The organism is Roseinatronobacter sp. NSM (genome assembly GCF_052379845.1).
Taxonomy (GTDB): domain Bacteria; phylum Pseudomonadota; class Alphaproteobacteria; order Rhodobacterales; family Rhodobacteraceae; genus Roseinatronobacter.
In genome coordinates this window covers 1-18,430 of sequence record NZ_JBQTCF010000016.1, presented here as the reverse complement: position 1 = coordinate 18,430, position 18,430 = coordinate 1, and the positions used below count along the sequence as shown (strand labels likewise).

20 protein-coding genes are annotated in these 18,430 nt (G+C 58.9%); 3 read left to right on the top strand and 17 right to left on the bottom strand.

Annotated elements, in window-relative coordinates:
• Positions 1–6: 6 nt before the first annotated feature.
• The 12 genes from ACTZWY_RS10245 to ACTZWY_RS10190 all read right to left on the bottom strand — a co-directional run bounded on the left by ACTZWY_RS10245 (position 7) and on the right by ACTZWY_RS10190 (position 11,237).
• Positions 7–609, bottom strand: a complete 603-nt coding sequence (locus ACTZWY_RS10245) for a DedA family protein (protein ID WP_444790610.1) — start codon at positions 607–609, stop codon at positions 7–9.
• On the bottom strand, positions 602–946 hold the full coding sequence (locus ACTZWY_RS10240) for a hypothetical protein (RefSeq protein ID WP_444790609.1): 345 nt from the start codon (positions 944–946) through the stop codon (positions 602–604). The genes ACTZWY_RS10245 and ACTZWY_RS10240 overlap by 8 nt, the downstream gene beginning before the upstream one ends.
• Positions 947–1,164: 218 nt before the next feature.
• On the bottom strand, positions 1,165–2,610 hold the full coding sequence (locus tag ACTZWY_RS10235) for an NAD-dependent succinate-semialdehyde dehydrogenase (protein ID WP_444790608.1): 1,446 nt from the start codon (positions 2,608–2,610) through the stop codon (positions 1,165–1,167).
• 1 nt (position 2,611) lies between these two features.
• Positions 2,612–3,700 (bottom strand): ABC transporter ATP-binding protein, encoded by a 1,089-nt coding sequence (locus tag ACTZWY_RS10230; protein ID WP_444790607.1) that lies wholly within the window; start codon positions 3,698–3,700, stop codon positions 2,612–2,614.
• On the bottom strand, positions 3,697–4,497 hold the full coding sequence (locus ACTZWY_RS10225) for an ABC transporter permease (protein WP_444790606.1): 801 nt from the start codon (positions 4,495–4,497) through the stop codon (positions 3,697–3,699). Before ACTZWY_RS10225 ends, ACTZWY_RS10230 begins: the two co-directional genes overlap by 4 nt.
• The gene (locus tag ACTZWY_RS10220; protein WP_444790605.1) at positions 4,497–5,336 is read right to left on the bottom strand and encodes an ABC transporter permease; all 840 of its coding nucleotides are present in this window, start codon (positions 5,334–5,336) and stop codon (positions 4,497–4,499) included. Before ACTZWY_RS10220 ends, ACTZWY_RS10225 begins: the two co-directional genes overlap by 1 nt.
• Before the next feature lie 59 nt (positions 5,337–5,395).
• Positions 5,396–6,403 carry an ABC transporter substrate-binding protein gene (locus ACTZWY_RS10215; protein ID WP_444790604.1) on the bottom strand — a complete coding sequence of 336 codons (1,008 nt, stop codon included), beginning with the start codon at positions 6,401–6,403 and terminating at the stop codon, positions 5,396–5,398.
• Between the two features lie 30 nt (positions 6,404–6,433).
• Positions 6,434–7,897, bottom strand: coding sequence for an aldehyde dehydrogenase (locus ACTZWY_RS10210; RefSeq protein ID WP_444790603.1), 1,464 nt, complete (start codon positions 7,895–7,897; stop codon positions 6,434–6,436).
• An 11-nt stretch (positions 7,898–7,908) separates the two neighbouring features.
• A complete protein-coding gene (locus tag ACTZWY_RS10205; RefSeq protein ID WP_444790602.1) occupies positions 7,909–8,946 on the bottom strand; it encodes an LLM class flavin-dependent oxidoreductase in 1,038 nt (345 codons plus the stop codon).
• The gene (locus ACTZWY_RS10200; protein WP_444790601.1) at positions 8,943–9,872 is read right to left on the bottom strand and encodes a flavin reductase family protein; all 930 of its coding nucleotides are present in this window, start codon (positions 9,870–9,872) and stop codon (positions 8,943–8,945) included. Before ACTZWY_RS10200 ends, ACTZWY_RS10205 begins: the two co-directional genes overlap by 4 nt.
• Positions 9,869–10,663 carry an alpha/beta fold hydrolase gene (locus ACTZWY_RS10195; protein ID WP_444790600.1) on the bottom strand — a complete coding sequence of 265 codons (795 nt, stop codon included), beginning with the start codon at positions 10,661–10,663 and terminating at the stop codon, positions 9,869–9,871. The genes ACTZWY_RS10200 and ACTZWY_RS10195 overlap by 4 nt, the downstream gene beginning before the upstream one ends.
• Positions 10,635–11,237: an amino acid synthesis family protein gene (locus ACTZWY_RS10190; RefSeq protein ID WP_444790599.1), complete on the bottom strand. Its 603-nt coding sequence runs from the start codon at positions 11,235–11,237 to the stop codon at positions 10,635–10,637. Before ACTZWY_RS10190 ends, ACTZWY_RS10195 begins: the two co-directional genes overlap by 29 nt.
• 96 nt (positions 11,238–11,333) lie before the next feature.
• On the opposite strand from ACTZWY_RS10190, the gene ACTZWY_RS10185 reads away from it, so the two are divergent.
• A complete protein-coding gene (locus ACTZWY_RS10185) occupies positions 11,334–12,017 on the top strand; it encodes a GntR family transcriptional regulator (RefSeq protein ID WP_444790598.1) in 684 nt (227 codons plus the stop codon).
• The gene (locus ACTZWY_RS10180; protein ID WP_444790597.1) at positions 12,014–12,301 is read left to right on the top strand and encodes a DUF1330 domain-containing protein; all 288 of its coding nucleotides are present in this window, start codon (positions 12,014–12,016) and stop codon (positions 12,299–12,301) included. The genes ACTZWY_RS10185 and ACTZWY_RS10180 overlap by 4 nt, the downstream gene beginning before the upstream one ends.
• Before the next feature lie 36 nt (positions 12,302–12,337).
• On the opposite strand, the gene ACTZWY_RS10175 is transcribed toward ACTZWY_RS10180, so the two are convergent.
• The 5 genes from ACTZWY_RS10175 to ACTZWY_RS10155 all read right to left on the bottom strand — a co-directional run bounded on the left by ACTZWY_RS10175 (position 12,338) and on the right by ACTZWY_RS10155 (position 17,270).
• The gene (locus ACTZWY_RS10175) at positions 12,338–12,553 is read right to left on the bottom strand and encodes a hypothetical protein (RefSeq protein ID WP_444790596.1); all 216 of its coding nucleotides are present in this window, start codon (positions 12,551–12,553) and stop codon (positions 12,338–12,340) included.
• Between the two features lie 157 nt (positions 12,554–12,710).
• Positions 12,711–13,040: an AtuA-related protein gene (locus tag ACTZWY_RS10170; RefSeq protein WP_444790595.1), complete on the bottom strand. Its 330-nt coding sequence runs from the start codon at positions 13,038–13,040 to the stop codon at positions 12,711–12,713.
• A gap of 1 nt (position 13,041) precedes the next feature.
• On the bottom strand, positions 13,042–14,382 hold the full coding sequence (locus ACTZWY_RS10165) for an acyclic terpene utilization AtuA family protein (RefSeq protein WP_444790594.1): 1,341 nt from the start codon (positions 14,380–14,382) through the stop codon (positions 13,042–13,044).
• Between the two features lie 4 nt (positions 14,383–14,386).
• Positions 14,387–16,264: a TRAP transporter permease gene (locus ACTZWY_RS10160; protein WP_444790593.1), complete on the bottom strand. Its 1,878-nt coding sequence runs from the start codon at positions 16,262–16,264 to the stop codon at positions 14,387–14,389.
• A gap of 34 nt (positions 16,265–16,298) precedes the next feature.
• Positions 16,299–17,270: a TAXI family TRAP transporter solute-binding subunit gene (locus ACTZWY_RS10155; protein WP_444790592.1), complete on the bottom strand. Its 972-nt coding sequence runs from the start codon at positions 17,268–17,270 to the stop codon at positions 16,299–16,301.
• A 231-nt stretch (positions 17,271–17,501) separates the two neighbouring features.
• Between ACTZWY_RS10155 and ACTZWY_RS10150 the strand changes: the two genes are divergently transcribed.
• The coding region (locus ACTZWY_RS10150; protein WP_444790591.1) for a LysR family transcriptional regulator at positions 17,502–18,430 on the top strand (929 nt) is incomplete at its 3' end.

Genomic DNA, 18,430 nt, shown 5'->3' with positions numbered 1-18,430 from the left:
TGGGTATCAGCGCAAGCGCTGGCGCCGGATGAGGGCGCGCATCAGGATGATGCCAAGCGCAACAGTCACACCAGCCGAGGATATCAGCCCGGCCCAGTCCCCAACCAGATCCACCAGTTCAGGAAGGCGCGAACCAAACAAGAAGCCAAGCAACACATACCCCGTGACCCAAATAGCCTCGCCGGCGGCATCCCACAAAAAGAAGCGGATCCGCGGCATGCCCGCTGCACCCGCCGCAAGGTTCACCCACGGCCCCAGATGCGCAAAAAGCCAGGTTGAGAAGAAAACGCCTGTCCCGCCCCACCTGTCGACCGAGGTTTCAGCCTTGGCAATCATGGCTGCCCTTGACGGCGACGTTTCCAGCGCGCCAATCACGGCCTGACCGCCCCAGCGACCAATCTGAAACCCCGAATGGTCCCCGGCAATCGCGGCAAGATAGGCGCATACCAGAACTTGCCAAAGCACCAAATCACCCGACGCCGCGAACGCCCCGGCCGACAACATGACGGCAAAGGTCGGAATGGGCACGGCAAGGCAGGACAGAAACGCCGAAATGGCAACGACCGGCAGACCATATGTCGACACATAACCAAACAGCGTTTCAGTCATCAGTGCCGCCCCGAACAGCCACAAGTGCGGTGTCAAGCTCCAGTATCAGTGTGTCAAGCCCACGCCCCTGCGCGGCGGCGATTTCCTCGATTGTCATTTGCCGCGCGGCGCGGTCCATTTCGATCTGCAGGACCTGTGCGACAACCTCCAGTTCAACGCCCCACGATCTGGACACATAGCGCGGGGTCATCCAGCCCGCGATCGGCTGTTCGTAACGGTCCGGGTCCGACCATATAATCGTCGAGACGGTAAGTCTGACAGTGAAGAAAAGGGTCAGCGCCAGCGCCGCAGCAAACGCCACGCTTATAATTATATGTTGCTTCACAAACTGAAACACGGGCACTTTTCCTTTCGCTCCGGGGCGGATGGGACCAGATACCTTGCGCAATGGCGACCTTTAGGGTTGAACATTCATGATTGAATGTCCACCTCATCCGCGGCGGTGGCACCGGGCGTGAAGGGTATGTCTGGCAGTGCGTCCCGCTGAGGGCCACAGACCATCACATACTGGGGCGAAACATCAGCCCCCCCCTTGGTTAAAGCATCACGCACGGACTATTGGGGATCAATCCGCATGCACGCATATTTCAGGTCGACATAATCCTCAATTCCATGTCGGCTGCCTTCGCGTCCCAATCCCGATTGCTTGATCCCGCCAAAAGGGGCCACTTCCGTCGAGATCAGGCCCGTATTCACACCCACCATGCCATGCTCCAGCGCTTCCATCATCCGCCATATCCGGTTCATGTCCTTGGTGTAGACATAGGACGCAAGGCCAAACTCCGTGTCATTGGACGCGGCCACGACTTCTTTCTCGGTCGAAAACCGGAAGACTGCGGCCAATGGTCCGAAACTTTCCTGCGAAGACATGTCCATCAATCCGGTCATTTCGGTCAGCACAGTTGGCGCGAAAAACTGACCCTCAAGGCGCGTGCCACCGCAGCGAAGCTGTGCACCTTTCGCACAGGCATCAGCGACATGGGCCTGCACTTTGGCAATGGCCGCTTCAGATATAAGCGGCCCTATTTCATAATCGGGCACATCGCCTGTACGCAGTTTTTTAACAGCCGTGACCAGCTTGTTCACGAAGGCATCATGGATACTGTCCTGAACATAGATGCGGTTCGTGCAAACGCAGGTCTGCCCGGCATTGCGAAATTTTGACTGGATGCAGCCTTGCACAGCGGCGTCCAGATCGGCATCGTCAAAAACGATAAAGGGGGCGTTTCCGCCAAGTTCCAGCGAAAGCTTTTTGATCTGCCCTGCCGCTTGCGCCATCAGGATACGCCCGACATTCGTTGATCCAGTGAAACTGATCTTGCGCAGCTTCGGGTTTTGACAGAATTCCTGACCAATCCCCTGTGCATCGGTTGATGGCAGGATCGACAGCACGCCCGCAGGCAGGCCCGCGCGCATTGCCAACATACCAAGCGCCAGCGATGAAAGCGGCGTCTCTGCTGCGGGCTTTGCGACCACTGCGCAGCCCGCAGCCAAGGCAGGGGCCAGTTTGCGTGCAATCATTGCGTTGGGAAAATTCCAAGGGGTAATCGCCCCCACAACCCCAACGGGCTGGCGCAACACAAGCAGGCGCATATCTGAACGGTGGGGGGGCAGTATCTCGCCATAAATGCGGCGCGCCTCCTCGGCATACCACGCGATATAGCCAGCACCATACAGTATTTCACTGCGGGCTTCCGCCAAAGGCTTGCCCATTTCCGCTGTCAGAATAAGGGCAAGGTCATCGGCATTTTGCACAACCAGATCATGCCAGCGGCGCAGGAAATCCGCGCGTTCCCCTGCCGTTAGGGCAGCCCAGACGGGCTGGGCGGCATATGCCAGATCAATCGCAAGGGTGGCGTCAGCTGCAGCGCAATCTGACACCTGCGCAATGACACGCCCTGACACAGGATTGCGCACATCAATTTGCGTATCGCGCGCAATCCACGCCCCGCCGATGAAGGCGCGGGTTTCCAATAGTGAGGGATCCTGCAACTGGAGCATTTCAAGCTTTCACGAAAGCATGCGCTGCGTCAGGTTCCCAAGTGACATAAAGCGTGTCGCCACGCGAAATGCGATCTGTCATGGGATGGCCGAAGTTCAGGCGCACTGTAAGGGTTTCGCCCCAGCCTGTGCGCGCAGTCACAGTGGTGGCATTGCCAAGGAATGTCAGGTTTTCAATTGTTACGGGCAGCGTTGCGCATTCTGGCCCCTTGACCGCAGACAGGGCAATGCGTTCAGGCCGCAACATAAGTTCGGCCCGCTTGCCCACCTGCCCTTTTGCATGCAGGGGAATATTGCGGACAATGCTGCCATCCGCAAAGGACAATCCAGCCCGATTATCGGTGATATCTGTCAATGTTCCACTAAGAAAGGCACTATCGCCGATAAACTCGGCCACAAAATGCGTGGCAGGATGGGCATATAGTTCAGGCCCGGTTCCGACCTGCTCAATCTTTCCCTGATTGAAAATTGCGATCCTGTCGGACAGGCGCAAAGCTTCTTCCTGATCATGGGTAACATACAGGATCGTTACACCTGTTTCCTGATGAATACGTCGGATTTCGTGCTGGATTTCTTCCCGCAGCTTCTTGTCCAGCGCAGATAGGGGCTCATCCATCAGCAATACTGGCGGATCATAGACAAGCGCGCGCGCAAGCGCGACACGCTGCTGTTGACCGCCGGACATTTTCGCAGGCATGCGATCCTCGAACCCGTCAAGCCGCACCAGTTTAAGGGCGCGCTGAACCTTCTCGGCGATGTCGGCCTGTCCCATCCGCCGGATGCGCAAAGGAAAGGCGACATTCTCGCCCACGCTAAGATGCGGGAAAAGCGTATACCGTTGAAATACCATGCCGATATTGCGTTTGTGGGATGGCGTGGACAGGATAGAGCGGCCCCGTAGCAGGATGTCCCCTGCCGTCGGGTCCTGAAATCCCGCCAGAATATAAAGCGTGGTCGATTTTCCAGAGCCGGAGGGACCAAGAAAGGTCATGAACTCACCTTCCCCGATGGTCAGATCAACATGCTCGGTGGCCACAACCGGCCCGAAAACCTTGCGGATTCCATGGATGTGCAAAAAGGGCGTTGTCATCGTTTCGTGCCTTTGCGGATCAGGACGACAAGAATCATCAGAAGGATGGTCAGGCCAACCAACAACGAGGAGGCCGCAGCTATTACCGGCGTCAGGTCCTGCCGCAGGGTTGTCCAGATGCGAACCGGCAATGTCTGCAGGGTGGGCGAGGCCATGAAGATGGCAAGCACCACTTCATCCCAGGAAATCAGGAAGGAAAAGACGGCCGCAGAGAAGAGCCCATGGCTGATGCCCGGCACCGTAACGCGCAAGCGCGCTTCCCACGGGCTTGCGCCGCACAGGATGGCCGCATCCTCTATCGCGGGATCGAAAGTTTCCAGGGCTGATGAAATCGTGATGATCGAAAACGGAAGCGCCACGATCAGATGTGCCAACACGAAGCCCAGCAATGTTCCATTGATCCCCAGCCGCAGAAAGAAGGCATAAAGCGCCACAGCCAGAATGATGACCGGCAGCACCATCGGCGTCAGGAAAAAGGCGCGCAGAACCGCGCGACCGCGAAATTCGCCCCGCACCAAAGCAAGCGAGGCCAGAAACCCCAGCACAACCGACGCAATCATGACAATCACACCGATTTTGGCAGAAACCAGCGCCGACATGATCCAGCGCGGGTCTGCAAACAGGTCTTGATACCAACGCAGCGTCCAGCCCGGTGGCGGGAAAATCAACCAGCGAGAGTCCCCGAACGACAGCGCGACGATAAAGATGATCGGCAAAAGCAGGAACAGGCTTAGCAAAAGCGTAATCGCGTATAGCCCCCAGCGCCACGCGCCAAGTTTGTCGAAGTCCAGTAGCATCAGCGCGCCCCCTTCGGTTCGAGATAGCGCAGTTGCAACGCATAAAGGCACAGGGTCACAACCAGCAACACGAAAGCCGCAGCGCCCCCCATCCCCCAATTCACAAGGCTTTGCACCTGTTGCGCAATCAGTTCGGCCAGCATCATGTTGGCCGTCCCACCAAGAAGCGCTGGCGTGATGTAATACCCAAGCGACATGACGAAAACCATCAACGCCCCCGACGCAATACCGGGCGCGGCAAGGGGCAGCAGCACATGCCGAAGGGCCTGCCATTTGCTTGCACCGCACAACGCCGCCGCCTGCAGGATTGCCGGGTCAATCTTGCGGATCACCCCCAGCAACGGCAGGATCATGAAAGGCAGCATGATATAAACCATCCCGATGGTGACCCCGATCAGGTTGTTGGTCAGTTGCAAGGGACGTTCAATCAGACCGATCGCCAGCAGGGCCCGGTTTATCAGCCCGGTTTGCTGCAACAGCACCATCCAAGCATAACTCCGCGCAAGCAGGTTGGTCCACATCGACAACAAAATAATGGCAAAGACAATCGCGGCCCAAAACCGCGGCATGATTGCCAACGCCCACGCAACAGGAAAGGCGACCAGAAGTGTGATCAGCGTGACCAGACCAGACACAAGGAAGGTATTGAAGAAAACCCGCGCATAAGTCGAATTTCCCAGAAGGGCGCGGTAATTCTGCAGCCCCAGTTCCGGTTCTGTGACCGAACGGGTCAACAGCAGCACCACGGGCAACACAAAGAAGCCGATCAGCAACACAACCGCGGGCAAACCTAGCTTTAGCCCCGATCTGCGTCTGGCAGCGACAATGGCGGAAATCATGTCCAGCTCCCTGTAACATAGGCCCCGGCCCGCGAAGGGGCCGGGATCAGCCGTTATGGCTATTGTGCTTGCCAGGAATACCAGCGGTTGCCAATCTCGTCGCGGTGTTCGGCCCAATAGGCCATATCTGCATTGACCTGTGTGCCTGTTTGCGCATCTGGCAGGGTGGCACGGATTGCAGGGTCCATCAGGTCAGCCGATCCAAGATTGATAGGTGCATAGCCCGTCGCGGTGGCGAAATCCGCCTGTGCCTGCGCACCCGTCGCGGCCGCGATGAATTGCATCGCGGCGTCAAGGTTGCGTGTCCCTTTTGGCACGACCAGCGCATCAGCCGCAGTGATGTTGTTTTCCCAGCTTATACCGATGGGCAAACCATCCGCCTGAAGTGCGGCCAGCCTTCCGTTCCAGAACAAACCGAAGGGGGCTTCGCCCGATGCCAGAAGTTGCTGCGACTGCGCGCCCCCTTCCCACCAGATGATGTCGGATTTGATGGTGTCAAGCTTGGCAAAGGCGCGGTCCAGGTCCAGCGGATACAGGTCTTCCGGCCCAACCCCATCCGCCAGCAAAGCGGCCTCGATCACGCCGGGCGCGGCCCATTTGTAGAAGGTGCGCTTGCCGGGAAAGGCGTCCGTATCGAACAGATCTGCCATCGTCGCAGGTGCGTTCGCGCCAAAAGCCGCAGGATTCCAGCCCAGCACGAACGAATAGTAGAACGACCCTACTGCATAATCCGAGATGAACCGGGGATCGAGTGCGTCGCGGTCAATGATCGAGAAATCAAGCGGTTCCAGCAGTCCTTGTGCCCCGGCCTGAAGGGCATAGTCGAATTCCACATCGACCACATCCCATTCGACCGAGTTTGCCTCGACCATCGCGCGGATGCGTCCGTAATTGGTGGGGCCATCCTGCACGACATTGATATTGGTCGCCGCTGTAAAGGGTGCGGCCCAGAATTCGGTTTGTGCATCCTGTGTGGTGCCGCCCCAGGATGAAAAGACGATCGTTTGTGCCTGCGCCACAGGGGCGAGGCAGGTTGTGGCCGCGAGGACAAGTAGCGTGCGATGCATGGCAGGTCTCCGAAAGGTTGAGGGGTAAGGTCAGCGCATGATAAAGGGATCAGGGATCGGCGCGTCAGACGTGCGCAGCCAGACAGTTTTTACAGTGGTGTAATCCAGCGCCGCCGCCAGACCGCCTTCGCGGCCATGGCCCGACAGGCCATGCCCGCCAAAGGGCGCAAGGGGGGACACCGCGCGATATGTGTTCACCCAGACAATCCCGGCGCGGATGCCACGGATCATCCGATGTGCGCGCGTCAGCGAATTCGTAAACACGCCGGAAGCCAGCCCATAGGCGGTATCATTGGCCAAGTGCAGCGCCTCTGCCTCGTCGGTGAAGGTCTGGACCGACAGGACAGGGCCAAAGAATTCTTCGCGCAGGCAGGGCGCATCGGGGGCTGCCGTGCAATCAAGGATTGTTGGCGGGAAATAGTAGCCCGGCCCCTCAGGCACTTCGCCGCCAGCCACCAGCCGCGCGCCCATAGCTGTAGAGCGTGCGATCAGATCAAGGATGCGTCCGCGCTGGCGGTCCGTGCAAAGGGGGCCGATTTCGGTATCCATGCGGTCCGGCGCACCCATCTTGACCGACTGCGCGCGCGCGCCCAGACGTGCAAGAAAATCCTGCTTGATGCTGGCCTGAACCAGCAACCGCGACCCGGCAACGCAGCTTTGCCCCGAGGCAGCAAAAATACCCGCAACCTGCGCATTCACGGCGCTGTCCAGATCGGCGTCATCAAACACGATGAAAGGCGACTTCCCGCCGAGTTCCAAAGACGTGCGCGACAGGTTTTCAGCGCTTGCGCGCACGATATGGCGCGCTGTCTCGGGGCCGCCGGTAAACGCGATATGCGCAACTTTTGGATGCGCGCACAGCGCTTGCCCTGTTGCGGGGCCGCCTGTCAGGATATTGACAACACCCGCAGGAAACCCGGCCGCCTGCACAAGGCGCGCAAAATGCAGCAAGGGTGCGGGGGCGTCTTCCGATGCCTTCAGAACCACAGTGCAGCCCGCCGCAAGTGCAGGCCCAAGTTTGACCGCAGAAAGGAAAAGCTGGCTGTTCCATGGCACGATGGCCGCAACCACGCCGACGGGTTCGCGCCGCAGCCAAACTTCCATATCCGGCTTGTCGATGGGCAGATGCGCACCTTCTATCTTGTCGGCAAGACCCGCATAATAGCGGTAATATTCCGCGACATAGGCAATCTGTGCGCGGGTTTCACGGATGATCTTGCCAGTGTCGCGGGTCTCTATTTCTGCCAGCGTCTGGGCTTCAGCCTCGACCAGATCAGCAAGCTTCAACAGCAACTTGCCACGGGCGCTGGCGGTCAGACGCGGCCACTCTCCCAGTCGAAAAGCGCGGTCTGCGGCCGCAACAGCGCGCTGAACATCAGCGGCTTTGGCCATCGGGATCAAGGCCCATGCCGCCCCGGTTGCAGGATCAAGGCTGCCGCTCTGGCATGACCCGGACTCGAATGCGCCATCAATGTAGTGCTGAAAGACCTGCATACCTGCTGCCATCATACAAAAGCCGGCATGACATCACGGATCAACCGCTCGAGTGAGGCTTTCTTGCGCTCGAAACTCATTCCTGTGTCAATCCAGAAGCTGAATTCGTCATAGCCAAGCGCTTCATAGGTTTTCAGTCGCTCTATCACTTCGCTGGCCTGCCCGATGATCTGGTTGCGGCGCATCGCCTGCGCCGAATAGAAAGGGTGCGCGGCAATTTCTGCATCGCTGAGTGTTTCGATCAATCCCTGCGACACGGGGCGCTCATTCTTGAACCATGCACCGAAATAACAGTAAAACCTGTTAATCTCGTCAGCGGCGCGGTCGGCATCGGCTTCGCTGTCAGCGACATAGGCATGACGCAAGACCATGATCTTTGGCCGTGGCACCTGCGGGTGGGCCGCACAGGCCGCGTTGAAACGCGCCATCAGGCTGACCACTTCCTCATCGCCCATATGCAAGGGTGTTACCTGCACGTTGCACCCATTGGCCACGGCAAAATCATGGCTGCTGGGGTCGCGTGCGGCAACCCAGATCGGTGGGCCGGGCTGTTGCAACGGCTTGGGCGAGGCGGTTGTGGAAGGAAACTGCCAATATTCGCCCTGATGGGCGTAATCGCCCTGCCACAGCGCCTTGATGGCGGGGACCAGTTCGCGCAACCGGCCACCCGCGCCCCATGCATCCAGCCCCGGCATCAGGCGCTCATATTCATAGCTGTAGGCCCCGCGCGCAATGCCAAGTTCCAGACGGCCATCGGTGATGATGTCGGCCATCGCGGCCTCGCCCGCCAGGCGGATCGGGTGCCAGAAGGGCGCGATCACAGTGCCCGTGCCAAGCCTGACGCGGCTGGTGCGCCTGGCGATATCAACCAGATTAAGAAGGGGATTGGGCGCGATGGTAAAATTCATTCCATGATGCTCGCCTGTCCAGATGGCGTGCATGCCACCTTCGTCAGCGATGTGACACAGTTCGATCATTTCGTCATAAAGACGCTTCTGATCGTCCTGCGCGCTGACCCGCTCCATGTGGATAAACAAAGAGAATTTCATGCAGCACCTGCCTGTGTGACCGCGCTTACACGGCCGTCTTGTTGGTTTCCGAAATAAATCCCGTAGCGCCCCAGCCGCGCCTCGCTTGCGAGTCGCGCCAGCATCTTGCGCAACGCAGGATCGGTGATTTCCGTGTCGCCCTCGGACGAGAGGGGGACGAATTTTCCCTTCTGCGCCGCCATGTCCGCAGTCGGGCAACGCAAGGCTATATGTTGCGTGCCTGTGCCACTGTCTTCATAGATGGCATAAATCTGTCCCGGTTCTGCCGTGATCCCATGCGTGCGCATCAACGTGGCAAGACTGTCTTGCATGCCTGCGCGCCCGACCCGCACCATAGGCACCGTCACCCCGCCCCGTCCATCATCGACCATAAGCACGCATTCCCCTGCTTGAAAAATCGCCGAGATCACCACATCAGGGCCAGTGGGCATTTCATCTGCAGTGGTCGCGGGGGTAATATACCCGCCCCGGTAATACCCCAGCCCCGGCGCCGGGGTCGCGGCAAAGCCCCCGATCTGTCCAATCAGAATTGTGTGGTCACCTGCTGGAATGGCCGCATGCAAGCTGCAGTCAAACCACGCCGCAACCCCGCCAATCAAGGGCGACCCAACCGGTCCGCGCCGCCAGAAAACTTCGGCAAAGCGGTCATTCATCTGGCGCGCGAATGTGGCAGAAATGTCTTTCTGATCTTCTGCAAGGATATTGACCGCGAAGCCATTGCCTTGGGTGAACTGCGCAAGATTTGCAGACCTGTTCGCAATCGATACAGACAACAGCGGCGGATCAAGCGAGACCGAGGCGAATGAATTGGCGGTGAAGCCAAGCGGGTTGCCCTGCATGTCCAGCGTCGTGACGACAGTTACCCCTGTCATGAAGCAACCGAAAGCATCGCGCAAGGCACGCGGGTCAGGGGCGTTGCCACTCATGACGATACCTCCGCAGGGACAAGCCAATTGCGCAATTCTTGCGAAACCACATCAGGTGCGGTCAAATGCACCATGTGACGGTGCCCATCTATGATCACGGCACGCCCGAAAGGCGCGGCATCTGCCAAAGCCGTGGCCATTGCGGGCGTAGAGTTCAGGTCATTTGCCCCTGTCAGCGCAAGAAGCGGGCAACTGATCTGCGCGATGCGGCCTGCATACACGCTGTCACCTGCGGCAAAGGCACGGTAGGCGGCCCCGTATCCTTCGGGGCTGTTCTGACGCAGCCATTGACTGGTCAGCATGCGCAGTTCCCCTTCTTCGGGGTCAAACCAGCGATCAAGCGGCGCTTCCGGGTCGAAATCTGCTGCTGCAATTTGCGCCGCCCGTTCCATAACGGCCGCGCGGGCCGCTGCGCTTCGCTGATAGACCGGGTTCAGAAGGGCTGCACAGGACACCAGCTGGGGATGCTCGACTGCAAGCCCTGTTGCAATCAATGCGCCCATGGAATGGCCGACGACTGCAACGGGGCCGCAATCCAGCGCCATGATCACCTGCGCGGCCCACGCCACGAAATCAGCCAGAACCGGCGTTCCGGGCAAGCGGTCACTTGCGCCATGGCCCGGCATATCCACGGCAATCACACGGTGATCGGCAGCGAAAGCATCGAATTGCGGCGCCCAGGCTTCGGCGCATAGGCCCACGCCATGTATCAACAAGACCGGGGTTCCCTGCCCGGCCACCAAGGCGCGGACGGCCAGTCCTTCAGATAGATGCAGGATTGTTGAGATCATGGCCCAAATCCCTTAGATCCTGATAGCGGTCGCCGATACGGTGATGGGGCCGCCCCCCGGTTGATGCGCCAAGCGCGACCACAATCTCATCTGCGGCAGGCGCATCCGGGATGGCGAAATGCACCGTAAGGTAATGCGACCGCCGCCCTTCATCATGCTTGTCCATCAGCGGGATCATGACGGGGGTATTCGCCGCGCCCCGAATATTGGTGAACGCAAGATAGGTTTTCGCGCCCAGCGCCTGACGGTAGTGATTGCCAAAGCGCAAGGTGTGGATCAGCGCGCTTGCGTGTTCAACTTCGCCCTCCAATCCGACGATTGCGGCTTTGCCATAGGCTTCAACCTTTTCGGCCCCGCCCGCCGCGTCAAGGATCATGCCCGTCAGCAATTCGCCAAGACCGGGTGCAGCATCGTGAATTGCGGGCTTCAGATCTTCGACAAAGCCCTGCCCGGCCCATGGGTTGCGAATGACTGCTGCCGCGCCAATCAAGGTCAGCGGCACTGGCGCGGCCTTGCCGCCTTCAATGAACGTGGTTTCAACGAATGTAAGGGTTTTGCGAATCAGTGCCGGCATCCAAAGCTCCTTCTCTCTGCTGGTATGTTGGTATACCATATGACCATCTGTCAAACATTTCTTGCAACATTGCCAAACACTGCGTAGAAAAATCATATGAGCGCGCCAGAACACACTGATCTAAGAATCGACTTCGCGGCCACGACATTGCGTGAACTGGCCGTCGAGCGGCTACGAAAAGCGGTCATTTCCGGCCATTTCGCCAGTGGGGCACGACTGGTGGAACGGACATTATGCGACCAGCTTGGTGTGTCGCGCTCTGTCATCCGCGAGGCGATCCGCGTGCTTGAAGCCGAAGGGCTGGTCGAGACCCAGCCGCGCAGCGGCCCGGTCGTTGCAACGCTGAACTGGCCTGTTGCTGCACAGATCTACAACATCCGCGCCTTGCTGGAGGCAGACGCCGCCGCCGCCTGCGCCAAGTCTGCAACGCCAGATTTGATCGCCGAACTGACAGCGGCACTTGCGCAGCTGCGCAGCGCATATGACAGCGCACATCCCCAAACATTGCTGGACGCCACGACACATTTCTACGAAGTGATCTTCACATCGGCCGGCCAACAGGTCGCGTGGGAAATTGTGCAGCGTCTGAACGGGCGTATTTCCCGGTTGCGCGCGATTACGCTTGGCGCGAAGGGCCGAAGCATCTCTGGCTATGCGCATATGCAGCGCATCTATCACGCGATCTGCGCACATGACCCGGACGCAGCGCGCAGCGCTGTGCAAAACCACCTGCGCGACGCCGCAGAAATCGCGCATCACGCACTGGAGCAGAAAGAATGACTGCATATTGGATCGCGCATGTTACTGTGCATGACCCGGTCGCCTATTCAGATTATCAGGCGCTGGCCCCTGCCGCATTTGCAAGATTTGGCGCGCGCTTCTTGGCGCGTGGCGGGGATGCCGAAACCTTGGAAGGCCCCCGCTTCGAAAGGCATGTCATCATAGAATTCCCCAGCTTGGCCGATGCGCGCGCCTGTTACCACAGCCCGGAATACACAGCCGCAAGACTGCGCCGCGTCGGGGGCAGCGCGGCACATGTCGTGATTGTCGAGGGGGTCTTGTAAACCCGTGTCGTGCCTGCCACGTTGCACGCAGCCGTCTTAAGTGGTGACCCCATGCAGGGGCATCACTCCAAGCTTACCCGGCGACAAATGCAGCTGTTCCACCCGCTGGAACGTGTCATGCGCCAGAAGCGCAACATCCTTGCGCGTCAATGATAGAAGTATTGCGGGCATATTCTGCAAGGGCGTGACTGTTGTGCACCGCACGCGCCAGACCCGCTGCGCCCCGGCCAGTGCAGTTGCGATTTTACGCACCAGTGTGGGGTTCAGTATCGGCAGCGTTGCCTACAGCACGCCCTTCTTCGGCCAGACGCGCGGAAACCAGTTGTTTAGAGTATCCGTCTTGATCAAGCTGTTTTTGGCGTCCAGGCGCGTCGTGTTCGGCCGGCTCCTTGCCTGTCAGAACGGCACTCTACCCGGTCAGGTGTTCTGCGGCTGCGTCATGCACTTCAAGGTCCAGTATCGCAGAGCCAAGGCATTTGCCATGGGCGTCAAGCGCCAAGGACCGGGTCACCCCGCCGCGCAAAGCGCCGCGCATAACGAAATTCAGCGCGCCTAATTGGGGCAACTCATAGCGCAGCACCTCGCCGGTGACCAAACCCTTGAAATGCTCGCGCACACGTTCCGCGGTCACTTCGCGGGCAATCAGCGCAAAATCTTTCTGATCGAACGCGATGACCGAAATATTGGACGTATCGCCCTTGTCCCCCGTGCGGGAATGGGCAATTTCACGCAAGCGCATGTCAGGCCTCCTGAATGTGAATGCTTGGGGTGACCCGGTTTTCCGGCACAAATGTCGACACTATACCAACAATTTCACGCGTGGATTTTGCCGCACCACCGCCGCCCGCAGGTCCGTTAAGATACAGCGATTCCACTTCGTTTCCGACACGTTCGGCATCTGCGCGGCAATCTGTCCGACCAACAAAGCGCACGCGCACTTCCCGCGGTGCAGTGCAATTGCCCGAAAGCCGTGCGCCAAGGATGGAATCCACGCCAATCAATTCGCCGCGTGTTTCTGCGCAGGGGACACCGGTAATCTTCAGGCGTTCCGCGACAATTTCGATGGCCAGACGCCCCCGCTCCATCGCGCCGGGTCCTGCATAGGAAATCTGCCCCTCGCCGACATAGGAATCGATATAGCCCACCGAAACTTTCAGAAGCCCGGTTCTTGCGCAGCCATCCCCCCCCGTCACGCGGACTGTATCGGGGCCTGTTTCTTCAATCCTGACGCCGGAAAAATCTGCGATTACATCAGGCTGAAGGTATCGGCGGGGGTCATGAATTTCATACAACAGCTGTTCTTTCACTGTTGCCGGGGTGACCGCCCCCCCTGTTCCGGGCAGTTTGGTCACTGTCATATTTCCGTCCTCGTCAACCTCTCCGATGGGGAAACCAAGGCGTGCCAGATCGGGGATATCCTTGTAACCGGGGTCTGCGAAATAGCCGCCCGTTATCTGGCCAGCGCATTCCAGCAGATGGCCGACAATCGTGCCCCGCCCAAGGCGGCCCCAGTCGTTCATGGACCACCCGAACGCATGCACAAGCGGACCAAGGAAAAGGGCAGGATCAGCGGCACGGCCGGTGATCACAATATCGGCGCCCCTGTCCAACGCCTGCGCAATCGGGGCCGCGCCAAGATAGGCATTTGCCGAAATCAGCTTGCTGCCAAGCGCAGATACAGGCTGGCCCGTCTCATCCAGCCGGTAATCGCCGGATTTGACTTCTGCCAGCACGTCATCGCCGCTTATGGCGGCAACCCGCATCCCATGAAGGCCAAGGTCCTGCACCACTGCGCGCACGGCTTGCGCTGCGGCAAAAGGGTTGGCGGCGCCCATATTGGTAATAATCCGCACCCCATGCTTATGGCAGGCGGGCAGAACTGCGCGCATCCGCGCAACCAGCATGGGGTCATACCCGGCATTGGGATCACGCAGCAACGCCTGTTGGGCAAGCGCGATTGTGCGTTCTGCCAGACATTCAAAAACAAGAAAGTCCAGATCCCCTTTTTCTGCAAGGTCAACAGCCGGTTCAATCCGATCCCCGGAAAAGCCAGCCCCTGCACCAATTCGGACCGTTCTCATGATACTAACCTTCCTGTGCATTGGCGGCCTGAACTTGCCGTAGGTGCACACGGCGCTGCCAAAACCCGACAGCAAGCACCCCAAGCGCCAGCGGCGGCCCAATCCAGTGCGGCATAATCGCAAGCACGACGGCCAACAGATAGGCCAGCGCATCACCATAGCGGTTCCCGAAAAGTGGCTGACCACTTAGCAAACCGGGGATCGCAATGACAAGCACCAGCCCGGACATGGCGGCTTCAGTAATGGCAAGCGCCCCGCCCTGACCAACCATGCCCGGATACAGCAAGATCATAAAGGGCACGACATATACGACGGCGGCAAGGCGCACGGCCTCTATGGCGGCTGGCAGCCAGTTTGTCCCGGCAATACCCGCCCCCACGAAAACCGCGACGCAAACAGGCGGCGTGATGACTGATAAGGTTGCGAAATAGAACACGAACATATGCGCGGCCAGCGGGTCCACACCCACCGCTGTCATCGCTGGCGCAAGGACCGCCGCCACCAGCACATAGGCCGCAGTTGTTGGCAGGCCCATCCCCATAATCAGGCAAACGCCCGCCACAATCAGCGCGACAAAAAAGGTGCGGTCCCCCGCAAGACTGACAATCATCGAACTTAGCGTCACGCCTATTCCCGTCAGGTTGATCATGGACACAAGGATTTGCGCCCCTGCCAGCAAGACCCCGATGATAACCAACCCGCGCCCCGCATCGCCAAACCCGTCCAGAACGCGCGCCACCATGTCCCGCCAGGGCATTTGCCCCGCCCGCGTTACAACGAAGGCAATCAGTAGCCCCATGATGCCCCAAAATGCCGCTGTGGCGATGGACCTGCCAAGGAAGATTCCGGCGAACAAAAGGCCAAGCGCGGCAATGATTGGCAGCACGCGTCTGGGCGCGACAATCTCGCGCCATGCGGGCAGTTCATGTTCGGGCACAATGCGCAGACCGCGGCGAATGGCCGTAATATGAACGGTGACAAACACGGATACATAGAACAACATCGCCGGTAGAATTGCTGCAATCATCACTGTCAGGTAGCTGACGCCAAGGATCTCGGCCATCACAAAAGCGGCGGCCCCCATGATGGGCGGCGCGATCTGCCCCCCGGTAGAGGCCACAGCCTCCACTGCGGCAGCAAAGGGGCGGGGGTAACCAAGCCGTTTCATCATCGGAATAGTGAAATTGCCAGTGGTGGCGACATTTGCAACCGCACTGCCGCTGACCATACCAAACAACCCAGATGAAATTGTGGCAATCTTGGCCGCGCCACCGGGACTTTTGCCGCCAAGGCGCATGGCCAGATCCATGAAAGCCTGCCCCCCGCCAGTATGCAGCAACAGCGCCCCGAACAGGACAAACGCGGCGATAACAGTGGAGGCAATGCCCACCAACATACCCCAGACCCCCAGATCACCCAGAAAGATGGTCTCGGTCACAAAATCCGCGTCAAAGCCTCGATGCCCCAGCGCACCGGGCAAATGATGACCCAGCAACGCATAGGCAAGCCCCGTCAAAACAAGGACTGGAAAGATGAGCCCGACCGCACGTCGGCCAATTTCCAAAAGCGTGATCACCAGACCCAATGTCAGGAATTTGTCGCTCGCCGTTGCCCATGGCAAAGATGTCATTATCGTATCGTAGTTCACAACAATATAGCCACAGGCCGCAATTGTTACGCTGGCAAGGGCCAGATCAATTGCCAACCCGATGCGCTGCCACGATTTGCCTGCGCCAAGCGGGTAGATCGTCAAACCAAGCGCGACAACAAGCCCGACAAACAAAGCGCGCTGGATCAGGCTTTCGAATGGCCCGGTGGCGGCAGTATAAAAAACAAAAAAGCCAATGATCAGGGCAAGGCCCTTGGAAAGCGTTTCACGCATGACAATCCCTTCCATGGTCCTTGCCCGGCATTTCTTATTGCGCTGACACTGGCATCAAATGCGCGGGAACATCTATGCCCTGCTCGCTGAACCAGCGATATGCGCCCGGATGCAACGGGATTGTGCCATATGTGACTGTCAGTTCAGCAAGGTTCGCGCCGCGCAATTCCGCCATTGCATTGGCTTGTGCGGTGTCATCTTCCATGATGGTGCGCACGATCTGATACGCGGTTTCCTCGCTCAGGTCGGGGCTGGCCGCGACGCCCACCCCGAAACTCCAGGTTGTGTAGGCGGGCATGCCATCATCCGGGCTTGCAGGAATATCGACAACAGAAATATCCGGCATTTCGGCGCGCAAGATCTGCTGTTGTTCGTTGGTCAGGCTGAGCACGTTGATGGATGTGAATGTCGCAATATCAAGTGTTGAGGCGTCAAGCCGTGTGCCCGCGCCGGATTTCACATAGCCAATCACGCGATTGTCCTTGATCATATCCACCACGTCGGTGGTGGACCCGCGCACATGTGCAGGCGCTATTCCAAGCGCTTCAAATACCGCCTCGGATGTCTGCTCGGTTGCGGAACCGCGGATACCGGGGTTGAAACGCATGCCTTGCAGGTCTGCCATGCTGGAAACCCCCGCATCCTGGCGCACAACCACATTTTGGGGCGCGGCTGTGTAAACCCACAGCAGTTGGGTTTCGACAGGCTGCCCGTCAAACTCGTTCGTGCCCGCAAGCGCGTGATGCGCAACATTGGTGGTGACAAGGCCCAAGTCAACCTGACCGCGCTGAATGCGGCGCAGATTGTCCAAGGTGGCGCCAGTTTCAACAACCGATGTTTCCACATCGGGAACGCGCTCGTTTACAAGCTGGGCCACGGCAACAAAGTAGCCGTAATGGCTGGATGACGCCGATGTGGACCCGATCAAAAGCCTTTCGGACGCCTGTGTTGGCAATGTCAGCGCGAAGACGGCAGCACCGCCAAGTAGAATATTGCGAAGGGACATGAAGCACTCCTGGGTTGCTGTCATAGAATAATATTCAGGCTGCGCGACTGCGCTGCACCACGGAAATTTCGGCATTCGGAATTCAGGGTCCGTTTGCAATCAGGTTCAAGGGAAATACGGTTCCGGGGCCTCCCTCCCCGTGTGATCGTCTGCCCCCTCCCAAAGGCCGTGGCACAGATCATGCCGATTTTGGACTGGTGATAGAAGTGAAAGTATATCATTATTCAGTGCATGAAACGCATCAATCTGGACTTGTTCGAACTTCAGGCTTTTGTCCGACTGGCAGAGTATAAGAACTTCCGCAGCGCCGCCGAGGCCGTGGGCCTGTCCAGTTCTGCCCTAAGCCGGTTGATCGCCCGCATAGAGGTTAAGTTGGATGTCCGGTTGTTTGACCGCGACACGCGCAATGTGGAATTGACGCCGCAAGGCCACCGACTGCTGGAACTGGGCGGGCGCATTCTTGCAGAAACCGAAACCGCACTGGACGAATTCGACGTTTTTCTGGCAGCGCGCCGCGGGCAACTGACACTTGCCGGGTTACCCTCGGTGACCGCCGGATTACTGCCGTCAATCATCGCGCGCTTTGCTGCGGACCGGCCCGAAGTTGATGTTCGGATTTTCGACGCGCTTTCTGATGGCGTTGTCGCAGCCCTGCTGGAACGGCGCGCCGATCTTGGCTTTACGGCGGGCGCAGTCACGGCCTCTGACCGGCTGGCGTTCAAACCTCTGCTGGAGGAACCCTTCATGGCGGTCGCCTGGGCGGGTGGCCCCCTTGACGAAGTCAGAAGCTACACTTGGGAAGAGCTGGTCTCTATGCCGTTCATCGCCATGTCGCCCGGCACAAGTGTCCGCGCCCTTATCGACTCTGCGATGGCGCATGAAGGCCTGACCCTGCGACCGCGTTTCGAGGTGTCACATCTTGCAACAGCGGGTGCGCTTGTCGCAGAAGCCCTGGGCGTGACCGCGCTGCCATCACTTACCCTGCCTGTGCTGGGCGCGAAGGGATTGGTCGTGCGCCCCCTTGAACGCCCCGCGATGTTCCGACGCATTGGGCTTGCCTATCTGGCCGGACGGACCCTTTCGCCGTCGGCACGCACATTTCGTGATTTGCTGCTTGCCACTGATTTTCGTCGCCTGCTGACAAAGGCCGGTGTCGGAAG

Bases quoted from the DNA above. Each gene is read 5' to 3' on its own strand.
- ACTZWY_RS10245 (WP_444790610.1), bottom strand. From the start codon at position 609: ATGACTGAAACGCTGTTTGGTTATGTGTCGACATATGGTCTGCCGGTC.
- ACTZWY_RS10235 (WP_444790608.1), bottom strand. From the start codon at position 2,610: ATGCTCCAGTTGCAGGATCCCTCACTATTGGAAACCCGCGCCTTCATC.
- ACTZWY_RS10230 (WP_444790607.1), bottom strand. From the start codon at position 3,700: ATGACAACGCCCTTTTTGCACATCCATGGAATCCGCAAGGTTTTCGGG.
- ACTZWY_RS10225 (WP_444790606.1), bottom strand. From the start codon at position 4,497: ATGCTACTGGACTTCGACAAACTTGGCGCGTGGCGCTGGGGGCTATAC.
- ACTZWY_RS10220 (WP_444790605.1), bottom strand. From the start codon at position 5,336: ATGATTTCCGCCATTGTCGCTGCCAGACGCAGATCGGGGCTAAAGCTA.
- ACTZWY_RS10215 (WP_444790604.1), bottom strand. From the start codon at position 6,403: ATGCATCGCACGCTACTTGTCCTCGCGGCCACAACCTGCCTCGCCCCT.
- ACTZWY_RS10210 (WP_444790603.1), bottom strand. From the start codon at position 7,897: ATGCAGGTCTTTCAGCACTACATTGATGGCGCATTCGAGTCCGGGTCA.
- ACTZWY_RS10205 (WP_444790602.1), bottom strand. From the start codon at position 8,946: ATGAAATTCTCTTTGTTTATCCACATGGAGCGGGTCAGCGCGCAGGAC.
- ACTZWY_RS10200 (WP_444790601.1), bottom strand. From the start codon at position 9,872: ATGAGTGGCAACGCCCCTGACCCGCGTGCCTTGCGCGATGCTTTCGGT.
- ACTZWY_RS10195 (WP_444790600.1), bottom strand. From the start codon at position 10,663: ATGATCTCAACAATCCTGCATCTATCTGAAGGACTGGCCGTCCGCGCC.
- ACTZWY_RS10190 (WP_444790599.1), bottom strand. From the start codon at position 11,237: ATGCCGGCACTGATTCGCAAAACCCTTACATTCGTTGAAACCACGTTC.
- ACTZWY_RS10185 (WP_444790598.1), top strand. From the start codon at position 11,334: ATGAGCGCGCCAGAACACACTGATCTAAGAATCGACTTCGCGGCCACG.
- ACTZWY_RS10180 (WP_444790597.1), top strand. From the start codon at position 12,014: ATGACTGCATATTGGATCGCGCATGTTACTGTGCATGACCCGGTCGCC.
- ACTZWY_RS10170 (WP_444790595.1), bottom strand. From the start codon at position 13,040: ATGCGCTTGCGTGAAATTGCCCATTCCCGCACGGGGGACAAGGGCGAT.
- ACTZWY_RS10165 (WP_444790594.1), bottom strand. From the start codon at position 14,382: ATGAGAACGGTCCGAATTGGTGCAGGGGCTGGCTTTTCCGGGGATCGG.
- ACTZWY_RS10160 (WP_444790593.1), bottom strand. From the start codon at position 16,264: ATGCGTGAAACGCTTTCCAAGGGCCTTGCCCTGATCATTGGCTTTTTT.
- ACTZWY_RS10155 (WP_444790592.1), bottom strand. From the start codon at position 17,270: ATGTCCCTTCGCAATATTCTACTTGGCGGTGCTGCCGTCTTCGCGCTG.